General features: G+C 72.7%; 12 protein-coding genes, 1 pseudogene and 1 riboswitch. Of the genes and pseudogenes, 6 read left to right on the top strand and 7 right to left on the bottom strand.

The window, feature by feature from the left end; translation table 11 throughout:
• Nucleotides 1-413: pseudogene (locus ACFV2J_RS39015) on the top strand (hypothetical protein); the annotation flags it as partial.
• 88 nt (nucleotides 414-501) lie between these two features.
• Here the strand turns inward: ACFV2J_RS39015 and ACFV2J_RS39010 are convergent.
• The 4 genes from ACFV2J_RS39010 to ACFV2J_RS38995 form a co-directional block, all read right to left on the bottom strand.
• Entirely contained in the window at nucleotides 502-1,305 is an 804-nt protein-coding gene (locus ACFV2J_RS39010; RefSeq protein WP_385097726.1) for an enoyl-CoA hydratase/isomerase family protein, read from the bottom strand.
• Nucleotides 1,306-1,442: 137 nt separating this feature from the next.
• Nucleotides 1,443-1,664, bottom strand: a complete 222-nt coding sequence (locus tag ACFV2J_RS39005; protein WP_006123601.1) for a helix-turn-helix domain-containing protein — start codon at nucleotides 1,662-1,664, stop codon at nucleotides 1,443-1,445.
• 397 nt (nucleotides 1,665-2,061) lie between these two features.
• Nucleotides 2,062-3,660, bottom strand: coding sequence for an ABC-F family ATP-binding cassette domain-containing protein (locus ACFV2J_RS39000; protein WP_385443210.1), 1,599 nt, complete (start codon nucleotides 3,658-3,660; stop codon nucleotides 2,062-2,064).
• A gap of 91 nt (nucleotides 3,661-3,751) precedes the next feature.
• Nucleotides 3,752-4,555 (bottom strand): hypothetical protein, encoded by an 804-nt coding sequence (locus ACFV2J_RS38995; protein WP_385443208.1) that lies wholly within the window; start codon nucleotides 4,553-4,555, stop codon nucleotides 3,752-3,754.
• Between the two features lie 262 nt (nucleotides 4,556-4,817).
• On the opposite strand from ACFV2J_RS38995, the gene ACFV2J_RS38990 reads away from it, so the two are divergent.
• Nucleotides 4,818-5,708, top strand: a complete 891-nt coding sequence (locus ACFV2J_RS38990; RefSeq protein WP_385093062.1) for a neutral zinc metallopeptidase — start codon at nucleotides 4,818-4,820, stop codon at nucleotides 5,706-5,708.
• Nucleotides 5,709-5,802: 94 nt separating this feature from the next.
• A complete protein-coding gene (locus tag ACFV2J_RS38985; protein WP_385093065.1) occupies nucleotides 5,803-6,216 on the top strand; it encodes a VOC family protein in 414 nt (137 codons plus the stop codon).
• A 144-nt stretch (nucleotides 6,217-6,360) separates the two neighbouring features.
• On the opposite strand, the gene ACFV2J_RS38980 is transcribed toward ACFV2J_RS38985, so the two are convergent.
• From ACFV2J_RS38980 to ACFV2J_RS38970, 3 genes are all read right to left on the bottom strand, one after another.
• Entirely contained in the window at nucleotides 6,361-7,770 is a 1,410-nt protein-coding gene (locus ACFV2J_RS38980) for a hypothetical protein (RefSeq protein WP_385443203.1), read from the bottom strand.
• 199 nt (nucleotides 7,771-7,969) lie between these two features.
• On the bottom strand, nucleotides 7,970-9,097 hold the full coding sequence (locus ACFV2J_RS38975) for an alpha/beta hydrolase family protein (RefSeq protein ID WP_385096090.1): 1,128 nt from the start codon (nucleotides 9,095-9,097) through the stop codon (nucleotides 7,970-7,972).
• 129 nt (nucleotides 9,098-9,226) lie between these two features.
• Nucleotides 9,227-9,970 carry a class II aldolase/adducin family protein gene (locus tag ACFV2J_RS38970; RefSeq protein ID WP_385096093.1) on the bottom strand — a complete coding sequence of 248 codons (744 nt, stop codon included), beginning with the start codon at nucleotides 9,968-9,970 and terminating at the stop codon, nucleotides 9,227-9,229.
• A 262-nt stretch (nucleotides 9,971-10,232) separates the two neighbouring features.
• On the opposite strand from ACFV2J_RS38970, the gene ACFV2J_RS38965 reads away from it, so the two are divergent.
• The 3 genes from ACFV2J_RS38965 to ACFV2J_RS38955 all read left to right on the top strand — a co-directional run bounded on the left by ACFV2J_RS38965 (nucleotide 10,233) and on the right by ACFV2J_RS38955 (nucleotide 12,580).
• Nucleotides 10,233-10,922: a lysozyme gene (locus ACFV2J_RS38965; protein WP_385096100.1), complete on the top strand. Its 690-nt coding sequence runs from the start codon at nucleotides 10,233-10,235 to the stop codon at nucleotides 10,920-10,922.
• A 179-nt stretch (nucleotides 10,923-11,101) separates the two neighbouring features.
• Nucleotides 11,102-12,343, top strand: a complete 1,242-nt coding sequence (locus ACFV2J_RS38960) for an anion permease (protein ID WP_385096096.1) — start codon at nucleotides 11,102-11,104, stop codon at nucleotides 12,341-12,343.
• A gap of 12 nt (nucleotides 12,344-12,355) precedes the next feature.
• Nucleotides 12,356-12,580, top strand: coding sequence for a hypothetical protein (locus ACFV2J_RS38955; RefSeq protein WP_153291313.1), 225 nt, complete (start codon nucleotides 12,356-12,358; stop codon nucleotides 12,578-12,580).
• Nucleotides 12,581-12,793: 213 nt separating this feature from the next.
• A riboswitch (cobalamin riboswitch) is annotated at nucleotides 12,794-12,929 on the top strand.
• Nucleotides 12,930-12,984 lie beyond the last annotated feature (55 nt).

The raw sequence follows: 12,984 nt of genomic DNA, 5'->3' as shown, positions 1-12,984 counted from the left end.
CCCCGGGCGGCGAACCGACCACGTCCGGTGAGCCGGGTCCGTTCGACGGGCCGGGTCCGACCGACGGGCCGGGTCCGACCGACGGGCCGGTCCCCGTCGACGGACCGACCGCCCCCGGTGGGCCCGCCACCGCGGCGGACGAGGCGCGGGTGGCGGCTGCCGTTCTGTCCGTGCCGGGGGTGGACCGTCTGGCGGCCGCGCTGGGCCGCCGTCCGGTCCACTTCACCGAAGTCCGCGGTGCGGACCCGGCCCTGCCGCGCCGCCACGTCCGGGTCGAAGTGGCGGTCTCGTCCGCCGAACGGACGGCCGACGTCGCCCGGGCGGTCAGGTCCGGCGTCGCCGCGGCCCTGCCGGACGTCCCGTCGGTGGCCGTACTGGTGACCGCCGTGACCGCCGTGACCGTTGTGCCCTAGCGGCACGGCACGGCACGTCGGCGTGCGGGGCGCGAGGGTGCGCCCGAGCGACTCTTCGTACCGCGGCGCCGAAGGACGGTCGGGTCAGTCAGTCCCCTACGCCGGCGAGGTCCCGCAGTCGACGGGCCTGGGCCGCGCGCTCGGCGCGGCGCTGCTCCTCGTAGGTGCGCTCGCCCGCCCCCCGCAGCAGCGCCTTGGTCTCGATGACGGCGTCGCGCGGCGCGGCGAGCAGCGCCGCGGCGAGGTCCCGTACCGTGTCGTCGAGCTGTCCGGCCTCGACCGCGAGGTTGGCGAGACCGGTGCGCTCGGCCTCGTCGGCCGTCACGAAGCGACCCGTCGCGCAGATCTCGAGCGCGCGGGCGTAGCCCACCAGGCCGGCCAGCGGGTGCGTCCCCGTGAGGTCCGGCACGAGCCCGAGGCTGGTCTCGCGCATGGCGAACTGCACGTCGTCGGCGACGACGCGCAGGTCACAGGCGAGGGCCAGCTGGAACCCGGCTCCGATGGCGTGCCCCTGCACCGCGGCGATGGACACGATGTCGCTGCGCCGCCACCAGGTGAACGCCTCCTGGTACTCGGCGATGGTCGCGTCGAGGTCGGCATCCGTGCCGCGCGCGAGGTCGATGAACGACGGTTCGCCGTCGAAGCCCTCGGGCGTGAACGCCTGCCGGTCGAGCCCGGCCGAGAACGACTTGCCCTCGGCACGCAGGACGACCACCCGGACGGTGCCCGGCAGTGACCGACCGGCCTCCGTCAACGCCCGCCACAGAGCGGGACTCTGGGCGTTGCGCTTGGCCGCGTTGGTCAGCGTCACCGTGGCGATCGCGTCGTCGACGGTGAGCCGTACGCCGTCCTTGTCGAGTACGGGATCGAGATCCTTGTCGAGCGAAGCCATGGGCTGCCTCCGATGGGTGCGGTCGGATCAGGCGTGCACCCATGGCGGGGCACACCTAAGTGACTGCACAGTAACCACCCGGTCGATCACCCGACCGACCGGGTGGCCACCACCGAAGCCGATGGGGACGCCCGGCCTCAGGCCGAAGCGGCCTTCTTGCCCCTCGTCGCTCCGCCACGCCCACGGAGCGTGACGCCCGACTCGCTGAGCATCCGGTGCACGAAGCCATACGAACGGCCGGTCTCTTCGGCCAGCGCTCGGATGCTCGCACCGGAGTCGTACTTCTTCTTCAGGTCTGCCGCGAGCTTGTCGCGCGCGGCGCCGGTTACCCGGCTGCCCTTCTTCAGAGTCTCGGCCACCCGTGCCTCCTCATGGGAAGTGCGCTCTGGACTTCTCATGATCACCCCTCAACGGCTTCATGGCCAGCCATTCGGCAAGGTCCGTGAGACAAGCTTTTGACGACAGGAGCCCGTCCCCACGAGTGGAATCAAGGGTTCCGCGCTGGCCGGTCCGTACGGCCGAACGGGTTCTTCAGCAAAGTGCCAGGTCAGGGATGCAGGACGGCCGAGCCCTCGAGAACAAGGAACTCGGCCGCGAAATCGATGTACAACACACCTCGGTACGAGGAGATCTCACACAGATGATGGATCACGGATCGGCCGAATGATCCATACGCAGTGGATCAGCCATTCGATCACGCCGTGCTGACGGCCGCCCCGGGGCTGCCCATGGGGTCCCCGGGGGCCGTACGGGGGCTCAGGCGAGGGCGACGAGGTCCGCGTAGTCGGCGCCCCACAGGTCCTCGACGCCGTCCGGCAGCAGGATGATCCGCTCCGGCTGGAGCGCCTCGACGGCACCCTCGTCGTGGGTGACGAGGACGACGGCGCCCTTGTACGTGCGCAGCGCGCCGAGGATCTCCTCGCGGCTGGCCGGGTCGAGGTTGTTCGTCGGCTCGTCGAGGAGGAGGACGTTCGCGGAGGAGACGACCAGGGTGGCGAGCGCGAGACGGGTCTTCTCGCCGCCGGAGAGGACCCCGGCGGGCTTGTCGACGTCGTCGCCGGAGAACAGGAACGAACCGAGGGTCTTGCGGACCTCGACCAGGTCGAGGTCGGGGGCGGCCGAGCGCATGTTCTCCAGGACCGTGCGCTCGGGGTCGAGGGTCTCGTGCTCCTGCGCGTAGTAGCCGAGCTTGAGGCCGTGGCCCTCGATGACCTCGCCGGTGTCGGCCTTCTCGGCGCCGCCGAGCAGTCGCAGGAGGGTCGTCTTGCCGGCGCCGTTCAGGCCGAGGATGACGACGCGGGAGCCCTTGTCGATGGCCAGGTCGACGTCGGTGAAGATCTCCAGGGAGCCGTACGACTTCGACAGGCCCTCGGCCATGAGCGGGGTCTTGCCGCAGGGCGCGGGCTCCGGGAAGCGCAGCTTGGCGACCTTGTCGGAGACGCGGACGGCGTCCAGGCCGGCGAGCAGCCGGTCGGCGCGCTTGGCCATGTTCTGGGCGGCGACGGTCTTGGTGGCCTTGGCGCGCATCTTGTCGGCCTGCGCGTTCAGCGCCGCGGCCTTCTTCTCGGCGTTCTGACGCTCGCGCTTGCGGCGCTTCTCGTCGGCCTCGCGCTGCTGCTGGTAGAGCTTCCAGCCCATGTTGTAGACGTCGATCTGGGCGCGGTTGGCGTCCAGGTAGAAGACCTTGTTGACGACCGTCTCGACGAGGTCGACGTCGTGGGAGATCACGATGAACCCGCCGCGGTACGTCTTCAGGTAGTCGCGCAGCCAGACGATCGAGTCGGCGTCGAGGTGGTTGGTGGGCTCGTCGAGCAGCAGCGTGTCGGCGTCGGAGAACAGGATCCGGGCCAGTTCGATACGGCGCCGCTGACCGCCGGAGAGCGTGTGCAGGGGCTGGCCGAGCACACGGTCGGGCAGGTTGAGCGCGGCGGCGATGGTGGCGGCCTCGGCCTCGGCGGAGTACCCGCCCTTGGTGAGGAACTCCGTCTCCTGGCGCTCGTACTGCCGCATGGCCTTGTCGCGGGTGGCTCCCGAGCCGTTGGCGATCCGCTGTTCGTTCTCGCGCATCTTGCGGATCAGGACGTCCAGGCCGCGGGCCGACAGGACGCGGTCGCGGGCGAGGACGTCGAGGTCGCCGGTGCGGGGGTCCTGCGGCAGGTAGCCGACCTCGCCGGAGCGGGCGACGGTGCCCGCGGCGGGCTGGCCTTCGCCCGCGAGGACCTTGGTGAGCGTCGTCTTGCCCGCGCCGTTGCGCCCGACGAGGCCGATGCGGTCGCCCTTGGTGATGCGGAAGGTGGCGGACTCGATGAGGATGCGGGCGCCGGCGCGCAGCTCGATACCGGAGGCGGAGATCACGGACAGACTCCTGGGCAGGGTCGTTGGCGGGGTGGGCGGCTGAGGACGTTCCCGCCGTCTAGTGCGCGAGGAGAATGGCCATGGGCCAAGTCTAACGGGGCGGTGCAACCACTTTTCCTGGGCGCGGGTGTTCGGCGCTGTGACGCTCGCCCCGCCGTCCGTCGGCCGCGGGCGCGCGGTTGGGGGTGACGACGCCCAGGTCGTCGACCGCGACGAGCCCGGCCGTCCAGCGGTCCTCGGCCGGGCAGGGCCGGGCGATCAGGAGCACCGCACCGTGACGAACGGCACGTGCGGGCACGAAGCGGCAGCCGGGCCGGGTGGGCACGGTCCAGCGCAGGTCGCCGTCGGCGAGGCGGTAGGCGGCGACGCGTTCGGGGGTGATCACGGCGAGCACGCCGTCGCCCAGGAGCCGCAGCACGCCGGTCGCCTCGTGGTCCGCGAGCCACCGGCCGGCCCCGGGCAGGGCCCGGTGCCAGCGGACGGCGCTCCCGTCGCGGCGCGTGGTGTCGGTGACCAGCCCGTCGTCCCAGAGCGCGATCGCGTGCCCGCGCGCGGGCAGCACGGCCAGCGGACGGCGGCCCTCGCGCGCGTGCGTCCAGCGGGCGCGGCCGGTCGCCGCGTCGTAGGCCTCGACGGCGGCGCCGTTCGTCCGCAGCGGGGGCCTCGGCGGCGGCGGTGTGCCGGGAACGTGTTCCCCGCGCGCGTGGAGCACGAGCCGGTCCCCGTAGGCGGCGGGACGCGCGTGGTGGGCGACGGCGAGCAGCAGTGCGACGGCGACCAGGAGCAGTGCGCGGACCGTGGGGCGGCGGAGCGCTGCGGGGGGCTGCTCGGGGAGTGTTCCGCCGTCGCCCGCCGGGGCGGAACCGGCGGTGCCTGCCGACCCGGCTGTCCGCACGGGCCCGGTGGTCCTCCCAGGCCCGGGGGTCCGGGCGGACCGCGTCGCCTCGACCGGCACAGTGACCACCCCTGTCCTCCTTCACCCCTGCCGGGCTCCGGCGCAGAGCGTAGGGGTGTCCCGGCGGGACCTCACGGGGACACGGCGAGCGGCCTGCGGAGGTCCCCCGTTCGGCCCTCCGTCCGGGGCCGGAGTGCCGGGGGCGTACGAGGATGGCGGCACGGAGCGACGTACGCGGCCGTACGCGGAGGATGGTGCGCCCATGCAGTTCGACGACGACGCCGACCTGGACACCTCCGAGGTGCAGGATGTGCGCGGCAGCCGGATCCCCGGTGGCCGGGCGACCGTCGGCGGCGGTATCGCCGGCCTGATCGCGCTGCTGCTCGGGCTGTTCTTCGGAGTGGGACCCGACCAGCTCGGACTCTCCTCCGGCAACGACCAGCCCGCGGTGACCTCCTCCTCGCTCGACCAGATCAAGGAGACGTGCCGGACGGGACGGGACGCGAACGCCAAGGAGGACTGCCGGATCGTGGCGGTGGTCAACAGCGTGCAGGACTTCTGGGCACAGGAGTTCGCGCGGCGCGGCGGCGTCTACACCCGCTCGCCGACGGTGTTCTTCAGCAACCGGGTGGCCACCGCGTGCGGCACCGCGACCTCGGCGGTCGGGCCCTTCTACTGCCCCGCCGACCGCAAGGTCTACGTGGACCTGGGCTTCTTCGACGACCTGCGGACCAAGTTCGGCTCCAGTGGCGGTCCGTTCGCGCAGGCGTACGTGGTCGCGCACGAGTACGGGCACCACGTGCAGGACCTGATGGGGACGCTGGGGCGGGCCCAGGACGGCGTCTCGGGCGCGACCAGCAACTCGGTGAAGGTGGAACTGCAGGCCGACTGCTACGCCGGGGTGTGGGCGCACCACGCGACGACGACGAAGGACCCCTCGACGGGCAGGCCGCTGCTCAGCAGTCTCACCGCGGCCGACATCCGCGACGGGCTGGACGCGGCGGCGGCCGTGGGCGACGACCGGATCCAGGAGAAGTTCCAGGGGCGGGTGACGCCGGAGACCTGGACGCACGGCTCGGCCGCGCAGCGGCAGCAGTGGTTCTACCAGGGCTACCGCACCGGCGACATGGCCCAGTGCAACACCTTCCGCTGACGGCCCGGTCCCGCCCGTGGGGGCGTTGTCAGTGGCCGGTGCGAGACTGTGGGGCAGGTCACATTCCGGCGGCGGGACGAGAAGGAGTGGTCGTATGGCGGGCATGGACGGCGGACGTCCGAGCATCTACCCGACACTGCTGTACGCGGACGCGAAGGCGGCGATCAGGCAGCTCACGGAGGCGTTCGGCTTCACCGAGCTGTCGGTGTACGAGAGCGAGGACGGCACGGTGATGCACGCCGAGCTGGTGCAGGGCGCCGGAGCGGTGATGCTCGGCTCCAAGGGACGCGGCGGGGTGTTCGACACCGCGATGAAGGACGCCGGCCCCGCCGGGGTGTACGTGGTCGTGGACGACGTCGACGCACACCACCAGCGCGCCGTGGACCACGGCGCGGAGATCCTGATGCCCCCGACCGACCAGGACTACGGCTCGCGGGACTATCTGGCCCGTGACGCCGAGGGCAACATCTGGAGCTTCGGCACGTACGCGCCGGAGACCGGCACGTAGGGCGCGCCGCGCGGGTCCCGCCGTCCGCCCGGAGAGCGAGCCCCGCGGTGTCCGGCGCGCGCTCCCGGCGTCGGGCCGTCGCGAGGCGGGCGGACCGTCGCGAGGCGGGCCGGGGGCCCGCGCCGGACGACCTGGCGGCGCGGCTCAGCTCCCTCCGGTGTGCACCTGGAAGGCGGCCCGGCGGACCGCCTTGGCGAGCGCCGGGTCCGGGTGCGCGGCCGCGAGCGCGACCAGGACCTGGACGGTGCGGGGGTGTCCGACCGCACGCACCTCGTCGAGGAGCGCGGGCACGGTCGGCTGCACGGCGGACTCCAGGTGGCGTACGAGGAGCGGCGCCTCGCCGTGGTCGGCGACCGCGGCGGCGGTGTCGACCCACAGCCAGGTGGACTCCTCGCGGGTGAGCATCTCGTGGGCGTCCTCGGGGTCGTGGCCGTCGTGCTCGGCGAGCCACAGCAGCGCGTAGGGACGCAACCAGCTCTCCTCGACCACGGAGCGCACATCGGGCTCGGCGGGGGCGCCGACCACCCGCAGGGCCTCGAAGGCGAGACCGCGGGTGAGCGCGTCCTCGCCGCGGGCGGCCTCCAGGAGTTCGGTGACGGCGCTGCCGACGGGACGGGCGGCGAGCCAGGCGCGGTACTCGGCGCGGGCCGCGTTCGGGCGCAGTTGGGCACAGCCGCGGAGCATGTCCGCGGCGGGCTGCTCGATGTTCCCGGCGGGGCTCTGCGCCGCGACGCAGATCTGCTCCAGCTTGACCCAGACCGCCCAGCTGCCGAGCGGGGTGAGGGTGGCCTGTCCGTCGGCCCAGGTGAGCGCTCCCACGGCGGCGAGTGCGTGCAGGGCCCAGTCGAGGAGCGGGGCGAGCGGGGCGTCCGGGTCCGGAATCGCGGCGGGCTCGGGGACGGGCTCCGGCTGGGGACCGTAGGGGATTTCGCAGCGCTCGGTGCGCAGTTCCGTGACCCGCTGTCCGAGGAGGTCGAGGAGCTGCTCCACGGGGACGGGTCCGGCGGAGAGCTGGAGGAAGGAGAGCACCTGGGGCATCGCGGAGACGACCTCGGCGACGGCGGAGGCCTCTCGGTCCGCGGGCTCCGGGTGGGCGAGCGACCAGGCGTCGAAGAGGGCTACCCAGCCGCGCAGGACGGCGCTGTCGTCGCGGTTCCAGGCGCGCAGACGCCAGCCGGGGCGGGCGATGCCGCCGTGCACCTCGACGAGGCCCGCGAGGCGTGCGGTGTCCCAGTCGGCGCGGACCTGAACCGGGGTCAGGCCCAACTCCTCGGCGGCCCGTTCGGTGGTCGCCTCGGAGAGGGTGCCCTTGCCGTCGGGGGTCGCGCCGTCGCGGCCCGGGCCGAGCATGGAGTCGGCCCAGCGGGCGACGCGGGCCGCGTCGGCGAGACCGGCGCGCGCCATGCGGGCGAGTTCCGCGGGCGGCGGGGTGCCCTCGGGGGGCCGGGGTGCGGGTCGGCGCGAGCTGCGCTGGGTCACCGCTCGGGGGGCGGCAGCCAGGGGCCGCGGGCGGACGAGTCGGAGCCTGGAGTCGCGCGGGTTACGGGACGTCACGGGTGCAGTCTTCCGCTTGGCGGTCCGAAAACCCAAACGGAATGTCACAGCAGGCGACAGGGGTGGCCAATGCACGGGGATTTGCGGGGGCTCGACCCGTGTGAGCGCGGCCCCGCGCGAGTTGGTCCGATCCGAACCGGAAGGGTGCCGGTGGCTTCAACGGGGCGCCGCCGGACCCCGGTGGCATCAGGGCGGGCCGCTACATCAGGGGGGTCAGGAAGCGGCGCAGGACCTCTTCGTACTCCGTGGGGTCCGCGTTCCACAGGGCGCCGTGCGGGGCCCGCGCGACCGTGTGCAGCGTCACCAGGTCCGGGCGGCGCCGGGCGAGACGGCGCGAAGGCCCCCAGGGCGCGAGGACGTCGTCCGGGCCGTGCAGCACCAGCGTCGGCACCTGGAGGCGGTCGGGATCGGCGGCCTGCCGGCCGCGGTCACCGTGCAGTCCGGTGCGGCCCTGGGCGGCCCGGACCGCGAGCGGCAGCAGGGCCCTCGGGGTGTGGCGGGCGGTGGCGAGCGCGCGCAGCGTGGCTTCCCAGTCGAGGACGGGGGAGTCCAGGATCAGCCCGGCGATCCGGTCCCGCAGGGCGGAGTGGGTGGCGGTGCGCAGGGCCATCGTGGCGCCGGTGGACCAGCCGTACAGGACGACCTGCGCGGCGCCGTGGCGGACCGCGTGGCGCAGCGCGGCGTCCAGGTCGCGCCACTCGGTCTCGCCGAGGTGGCCGAGGCCGTCCGGGGGACGGGGTGCGCCGACGTCTCCCCGGTAGGCGAGGTCGAGGACGGGGAGCCGGCTGCGGTGCAGGAACTCCATCACGTTCATCGGGAGTTCCCGGGTGGCGCCCAGGCCGTGCACGGTGATCACCCAGGTGTCGCGGACGCCGGGCACGAACCAGGCGGGGAGCGTGCCGAGCTCGCCGGGCACGTCCACGTCGGTGTGGTCGAGGCCGAGCGCGGTGCTCGGGTTGCCGACGTACAGGTTCGGGGTGAGCCAGACCCGGTCGCCCGACCGCAGGGTGCCGTGGGTGACGCGTTCGAGGCGGCGTACGACCGTGTCGGCGGTGTGGGACGCGTCCTCCAGGACCGGGCCGACGACCGCGTGCGAGCCGTCGCCGGCGAGTCCGTACGTTCCCGGTCGCCGGGAGGCCAGGTCACGGGTGAGCGTGATCCGGCCCGGGGTCGTGGCGTGCACGGTGAGCCGTGGCTCGGTGGGCAGGGGCCTGCCGGGCGGCGCCTTGAGCGCGGCGTCGCTGGCGAACCGTCCCACCGCCACGGAGGCCGCGCCGGCGGCCAGGGCTACGGTGACGGCCGCGGCCGTCGCTTTGGCAGTACGCACGGATTCAGTCTCACGGCGCATCCCGTTGTCGGCCAGCGGGAGCGCGGACCGGGGGCCTCCTCGTCCGGGCACGGTGACGGGGGTCTCGCGGGGCCGGCGCGGCGAAGCGGCACGGCCCCGTGGCGCCCGTCACGGGACGGACACGTCGTCCGCGCCCGCGCCCGGTCCCGGCTGGCCGTACCCCCGCAGCCGCTCCCCCGCCTCCGCCAGCTGTTCCCGTGACAGCAGCGCGGGCGACAGTCCCGGTACGGACGACGCCAGGAGCCACACGCGGGACATCCACTCCAGCTGGGCGGTGCGGTCGTACGCCTGGTCCAGGGAGCCGCCGTGGGCGAGGGTCCCGTGGTTCTGGAGGAGGCAGGCCGTGCGCCGGGTCAGCGCCAGGAGCATGTTCTCGGCCAACTCGGGTGTCCCGTATGTCGCATATGGGGCAACACGGACAGGTCCGCCAAGGGTGCCCGCCATGTAGTGGATCAGGGGAAGTTCGGCCACGAGCGTCGACACCGCCGTCGCGTGCGCCGCGTGGGTGTGGACGACGGCCCGCGCGTCGGTGGCGCGGTAGACCGCGAGATGCATCGGCAGTTCGCTGGTCGGGCGGAGGGAGCCGAGGGTCTGCCGGCCGTCGAGGTCCACCCCTACGGCGTCGTCGGGTGTGAGCCGGTCGTAGGGCACTCCGGTCGGCGTGACCAGGACCGTGTCGCCGACCCGCACCGAGACGTTGCCCGAGGTTCCGACGACCAGCCCGTCGGCCACCGTCCGGCGGGCCGTGGCGATCAGTTGGCCCCAGGCGTCCGCCACCTCCCGCGCCCGCGCACCGCGCGCGCCCTCCCCCACATCCCGCCCGACCCGCGCGTCCCGCCGCTGCTCCGCCATACCCGTGATCCTGTCAGGACGGACGTCAACCGGTTGGCGGCGAGCGCACTTCAGGGTGGAAGACGTACGCCCGTAAGGGTGCATATGCGGACACATCAGCCTTTTAAAGTGAGAGCTCGGCGATCGCCGTGCATTGAATGATCTTCCACTGACCTCTGGGGGATCCACCGTGCACGACGCCATTCCGGGGGGACACGCGCCCCTCGGCCAGAAGCCGTTCCGCCGTCACACCCTCACCCTCGCCCTCACGGCGATCGCCGCCATGACCGCGGCCGCCGTCACCGCGACCGCGCTCGCCGGTACGCCGGCCGTCGCGGCGGGTGCGCCCAGGGGTCACGACGTCTCCTCGCACCAGAAGTACGTCGACTGGCAGAGCGCGAGGGCGAAGGGCGCCCGGTTCGTCTACGTGAAGGCCACCGAGTCCCACACCTACCGCAACCCCTACTTCGACCAGCAGTACAACGGGGCGTTCGACGCGGGGATCCTCCGCGGCGCCTACCACTTCGCGATGCCGGACAAGTCGTCCGGCGCCACCCAGGCCGAGTACTTCGTGCGCAACGGGGGCGAGTGGCAGGCCGACGGCCGGACGCTGCCGCCCGCGCTGGACATCGAGTACAACCCGTACAGCAAGCACAAGTGTTACGGCATGAGCAAGGCCGGGCTCGTGAACTGGATCCAGGACTTCAGCGACGAGCTCGAACGGGAGACGGGCCGCCGCCCGGTGATCTACACGACCGCCCACTGGTGGAACACCTGCACCGGGGACAGTCGTGCCTTCGCCTCGGACCACCCTCTCTGGCTGGCCCGCTACGACTCGGCGGACATCGGCGCGCTGCCGGGCGGCTGGTCGTCGTGGACGTTCTGGCAGTACGACAACAGCGGGGCCCTGCCGGGTGACCAGAATCTCTTCAACGGATCCATGGCCCGGCTGAAGAGGCTCGCGAAGGGCTAGCGGAGCCCGATATTCCGCCTTCGTTCGAACCGTGGGTCGCTCCACCGGCATGCACGACGACGCAACCGGAGGGGCGATCCATGGTTCGATACACCCCTAAGCCCGCCTCAGTTCATCTTCCGTTCACTCAGGTTGCCTACGGTCCAACTGCCACTGACGTCAAACAGAAGCCTGGGTAAATGGAACACATCACGCTCCTCCTCGGAATCGTGATCGTCACCGCTCTCGTGTTCGATTTCACGAACGGTTTCCACGACACTGCCAACGCGATGGCGACGACCATCTCGACCGGCGCTCTGAAGCCCAAGACGGCGGTGGCCATGTCCGCCGTGCTGAATCTCGTCGGTGCGTTCCTCTCCGTCGAGGTCGCCAAGACGATCTCCGGCGGACTCATCAACGAAGAGGGCATCCGCACCGAAGTGATCTTCGCGGCGCTCGTCGGCGCCATCCTCTGGAATCTGCTGACCTGGCTCCTGGGTCTGCCCTCCAGTTCCTCCCACGCACTGTTCGGCGGCCTGATCGGCGCCGCCGTCATGTCGGCCGGCTGGTCGTCGGTGAACGGCTCGACCGTCGTCACCAAGGTGCTGCTCCCCGCGGTCGCCGCTCCCGTCGTGGCCGGACTCGCCGCGATGCTGGCCACCCGGCTGACGTACCGGATCAGCAACCGCGCCGACCAGAAGGCGACCGCCAAGGGCTACCGCGCCGGGCAGATCGCCTCGGCCGGTCTGGTCTCGCTGGCGCACGGCACCAACGACGCGCAGAAGACGATGGGCATCATCACCCTCGCCCTGGTCACCGGTGGTGTGATCGCCCCCGGCTCGAACCCTCCCACCTGGGTCATCGTCTCGGCCGGTACCGCCATCGCGCTCGGCACCTACCTGGGCGGCTGGCGCATCATCCGCACGATGGGCAAGGGCCTGACCGACCTCGCGCCGCAGCAGGGCTTCGCCGCCCAGACCAGCGCCGCGACGGCCATCCTGGCCTCCTCGCACATCGGCTTCTCCCTCTCCACCACCCAGGTCTGCTCGGGTGCCGTGATGGGCTCGGGCCTCGGCCGCAAGGGCGGTGTCGTCCGCTGGTCGACCGCGACCCGGATGTTCGTCGCCTGGGGCCTGACCCTGCCGGCCGCCGGACTGGCCGGTGCCGCCGCCGAGTTCCTGACCAAGCAGGGCACCTGGGGCATCGTCCTCACCGGCGTGCTCCTGGTCGCCGGCGCCGCCGTCATCCGGACGCTCTCCCGCCGTCAGCCGGTCACCGTCGACAACGTCAACGACGCCGCCGAGCCGGCCGGTGTCCTCACCACCGCGATGGCCGCGGTCACCCCGCCGCCCGCGGGCCCCGTCACCGGAGACCTGTCCGGCGATCTGAAGACCACCATCCCGTCCCCGGACGCGGAGCCCACCCGCCCGGCCACGGTGTAAGGACAGAACAGCATGAACATCGACTGGGCAGCCCTCGGCTCCGTCTTCGGAGTCAGCCTCGTGGTCACCGTGGCCCTCGTCGGCCTCTTCACCCTCGGCATCGTCGGCCTCACCAAGCGCGAGTCCGCGTCCGCCCAGGGCGGTTCGGCCGCTCTCGCGGTCACCGGCGCGTACGTCTGCTTCGCCGCGTGCGCGGCGGCGGTGGCGTACGGGATCTATCTCATCGTCGGCAAGTGACCGCACGCCGCTGACCGGGCTCCGGCAAACAGCCTGAAACGGGCATCACTTCACGTGGGGTGGGGGGGGGGGGGGGGGCGGCCCCCCCCCCCCCCCCCCCACCCCACGCGTACGACGTCCCCCGACCCGCGCGCACGCCCTCCCGCGCCCCTCGCCATGTGGGCCTTCGCACACTCTCCCCCCGCAGGTCAACGGCAAGTTGACGGGTCCCGCAACCCGTGGTGGACTGCCGGAGCCAAGTACGGCGACAGAAGAGGAAGCCGGTGTGAATCCGGCGCGGTCCCGCCACTGTGACCGGGGAAGGAACTCCCCGGGAGCCAGGAACTCTCCCCGCCGGTCTCGTCGAACCAGGGCGCGGACACCCTGAGTGAGGACATATCGCCATGCGCGGCTGCCCGTTGCGG

Source organism: Streptomyces sp. NPDC059668, assembly GCF_042734135.1.
GTDB lineage: Bacteria > Actinomycetota > Actinomycetes > Streptomycetales > Streptomycetaceae > Streptomyces.
The sequence above is the reverse complement of the archived record's forward strand: the minus strand, read 5'-3'. Positions and strand labels throughout refer to the sequence as shown.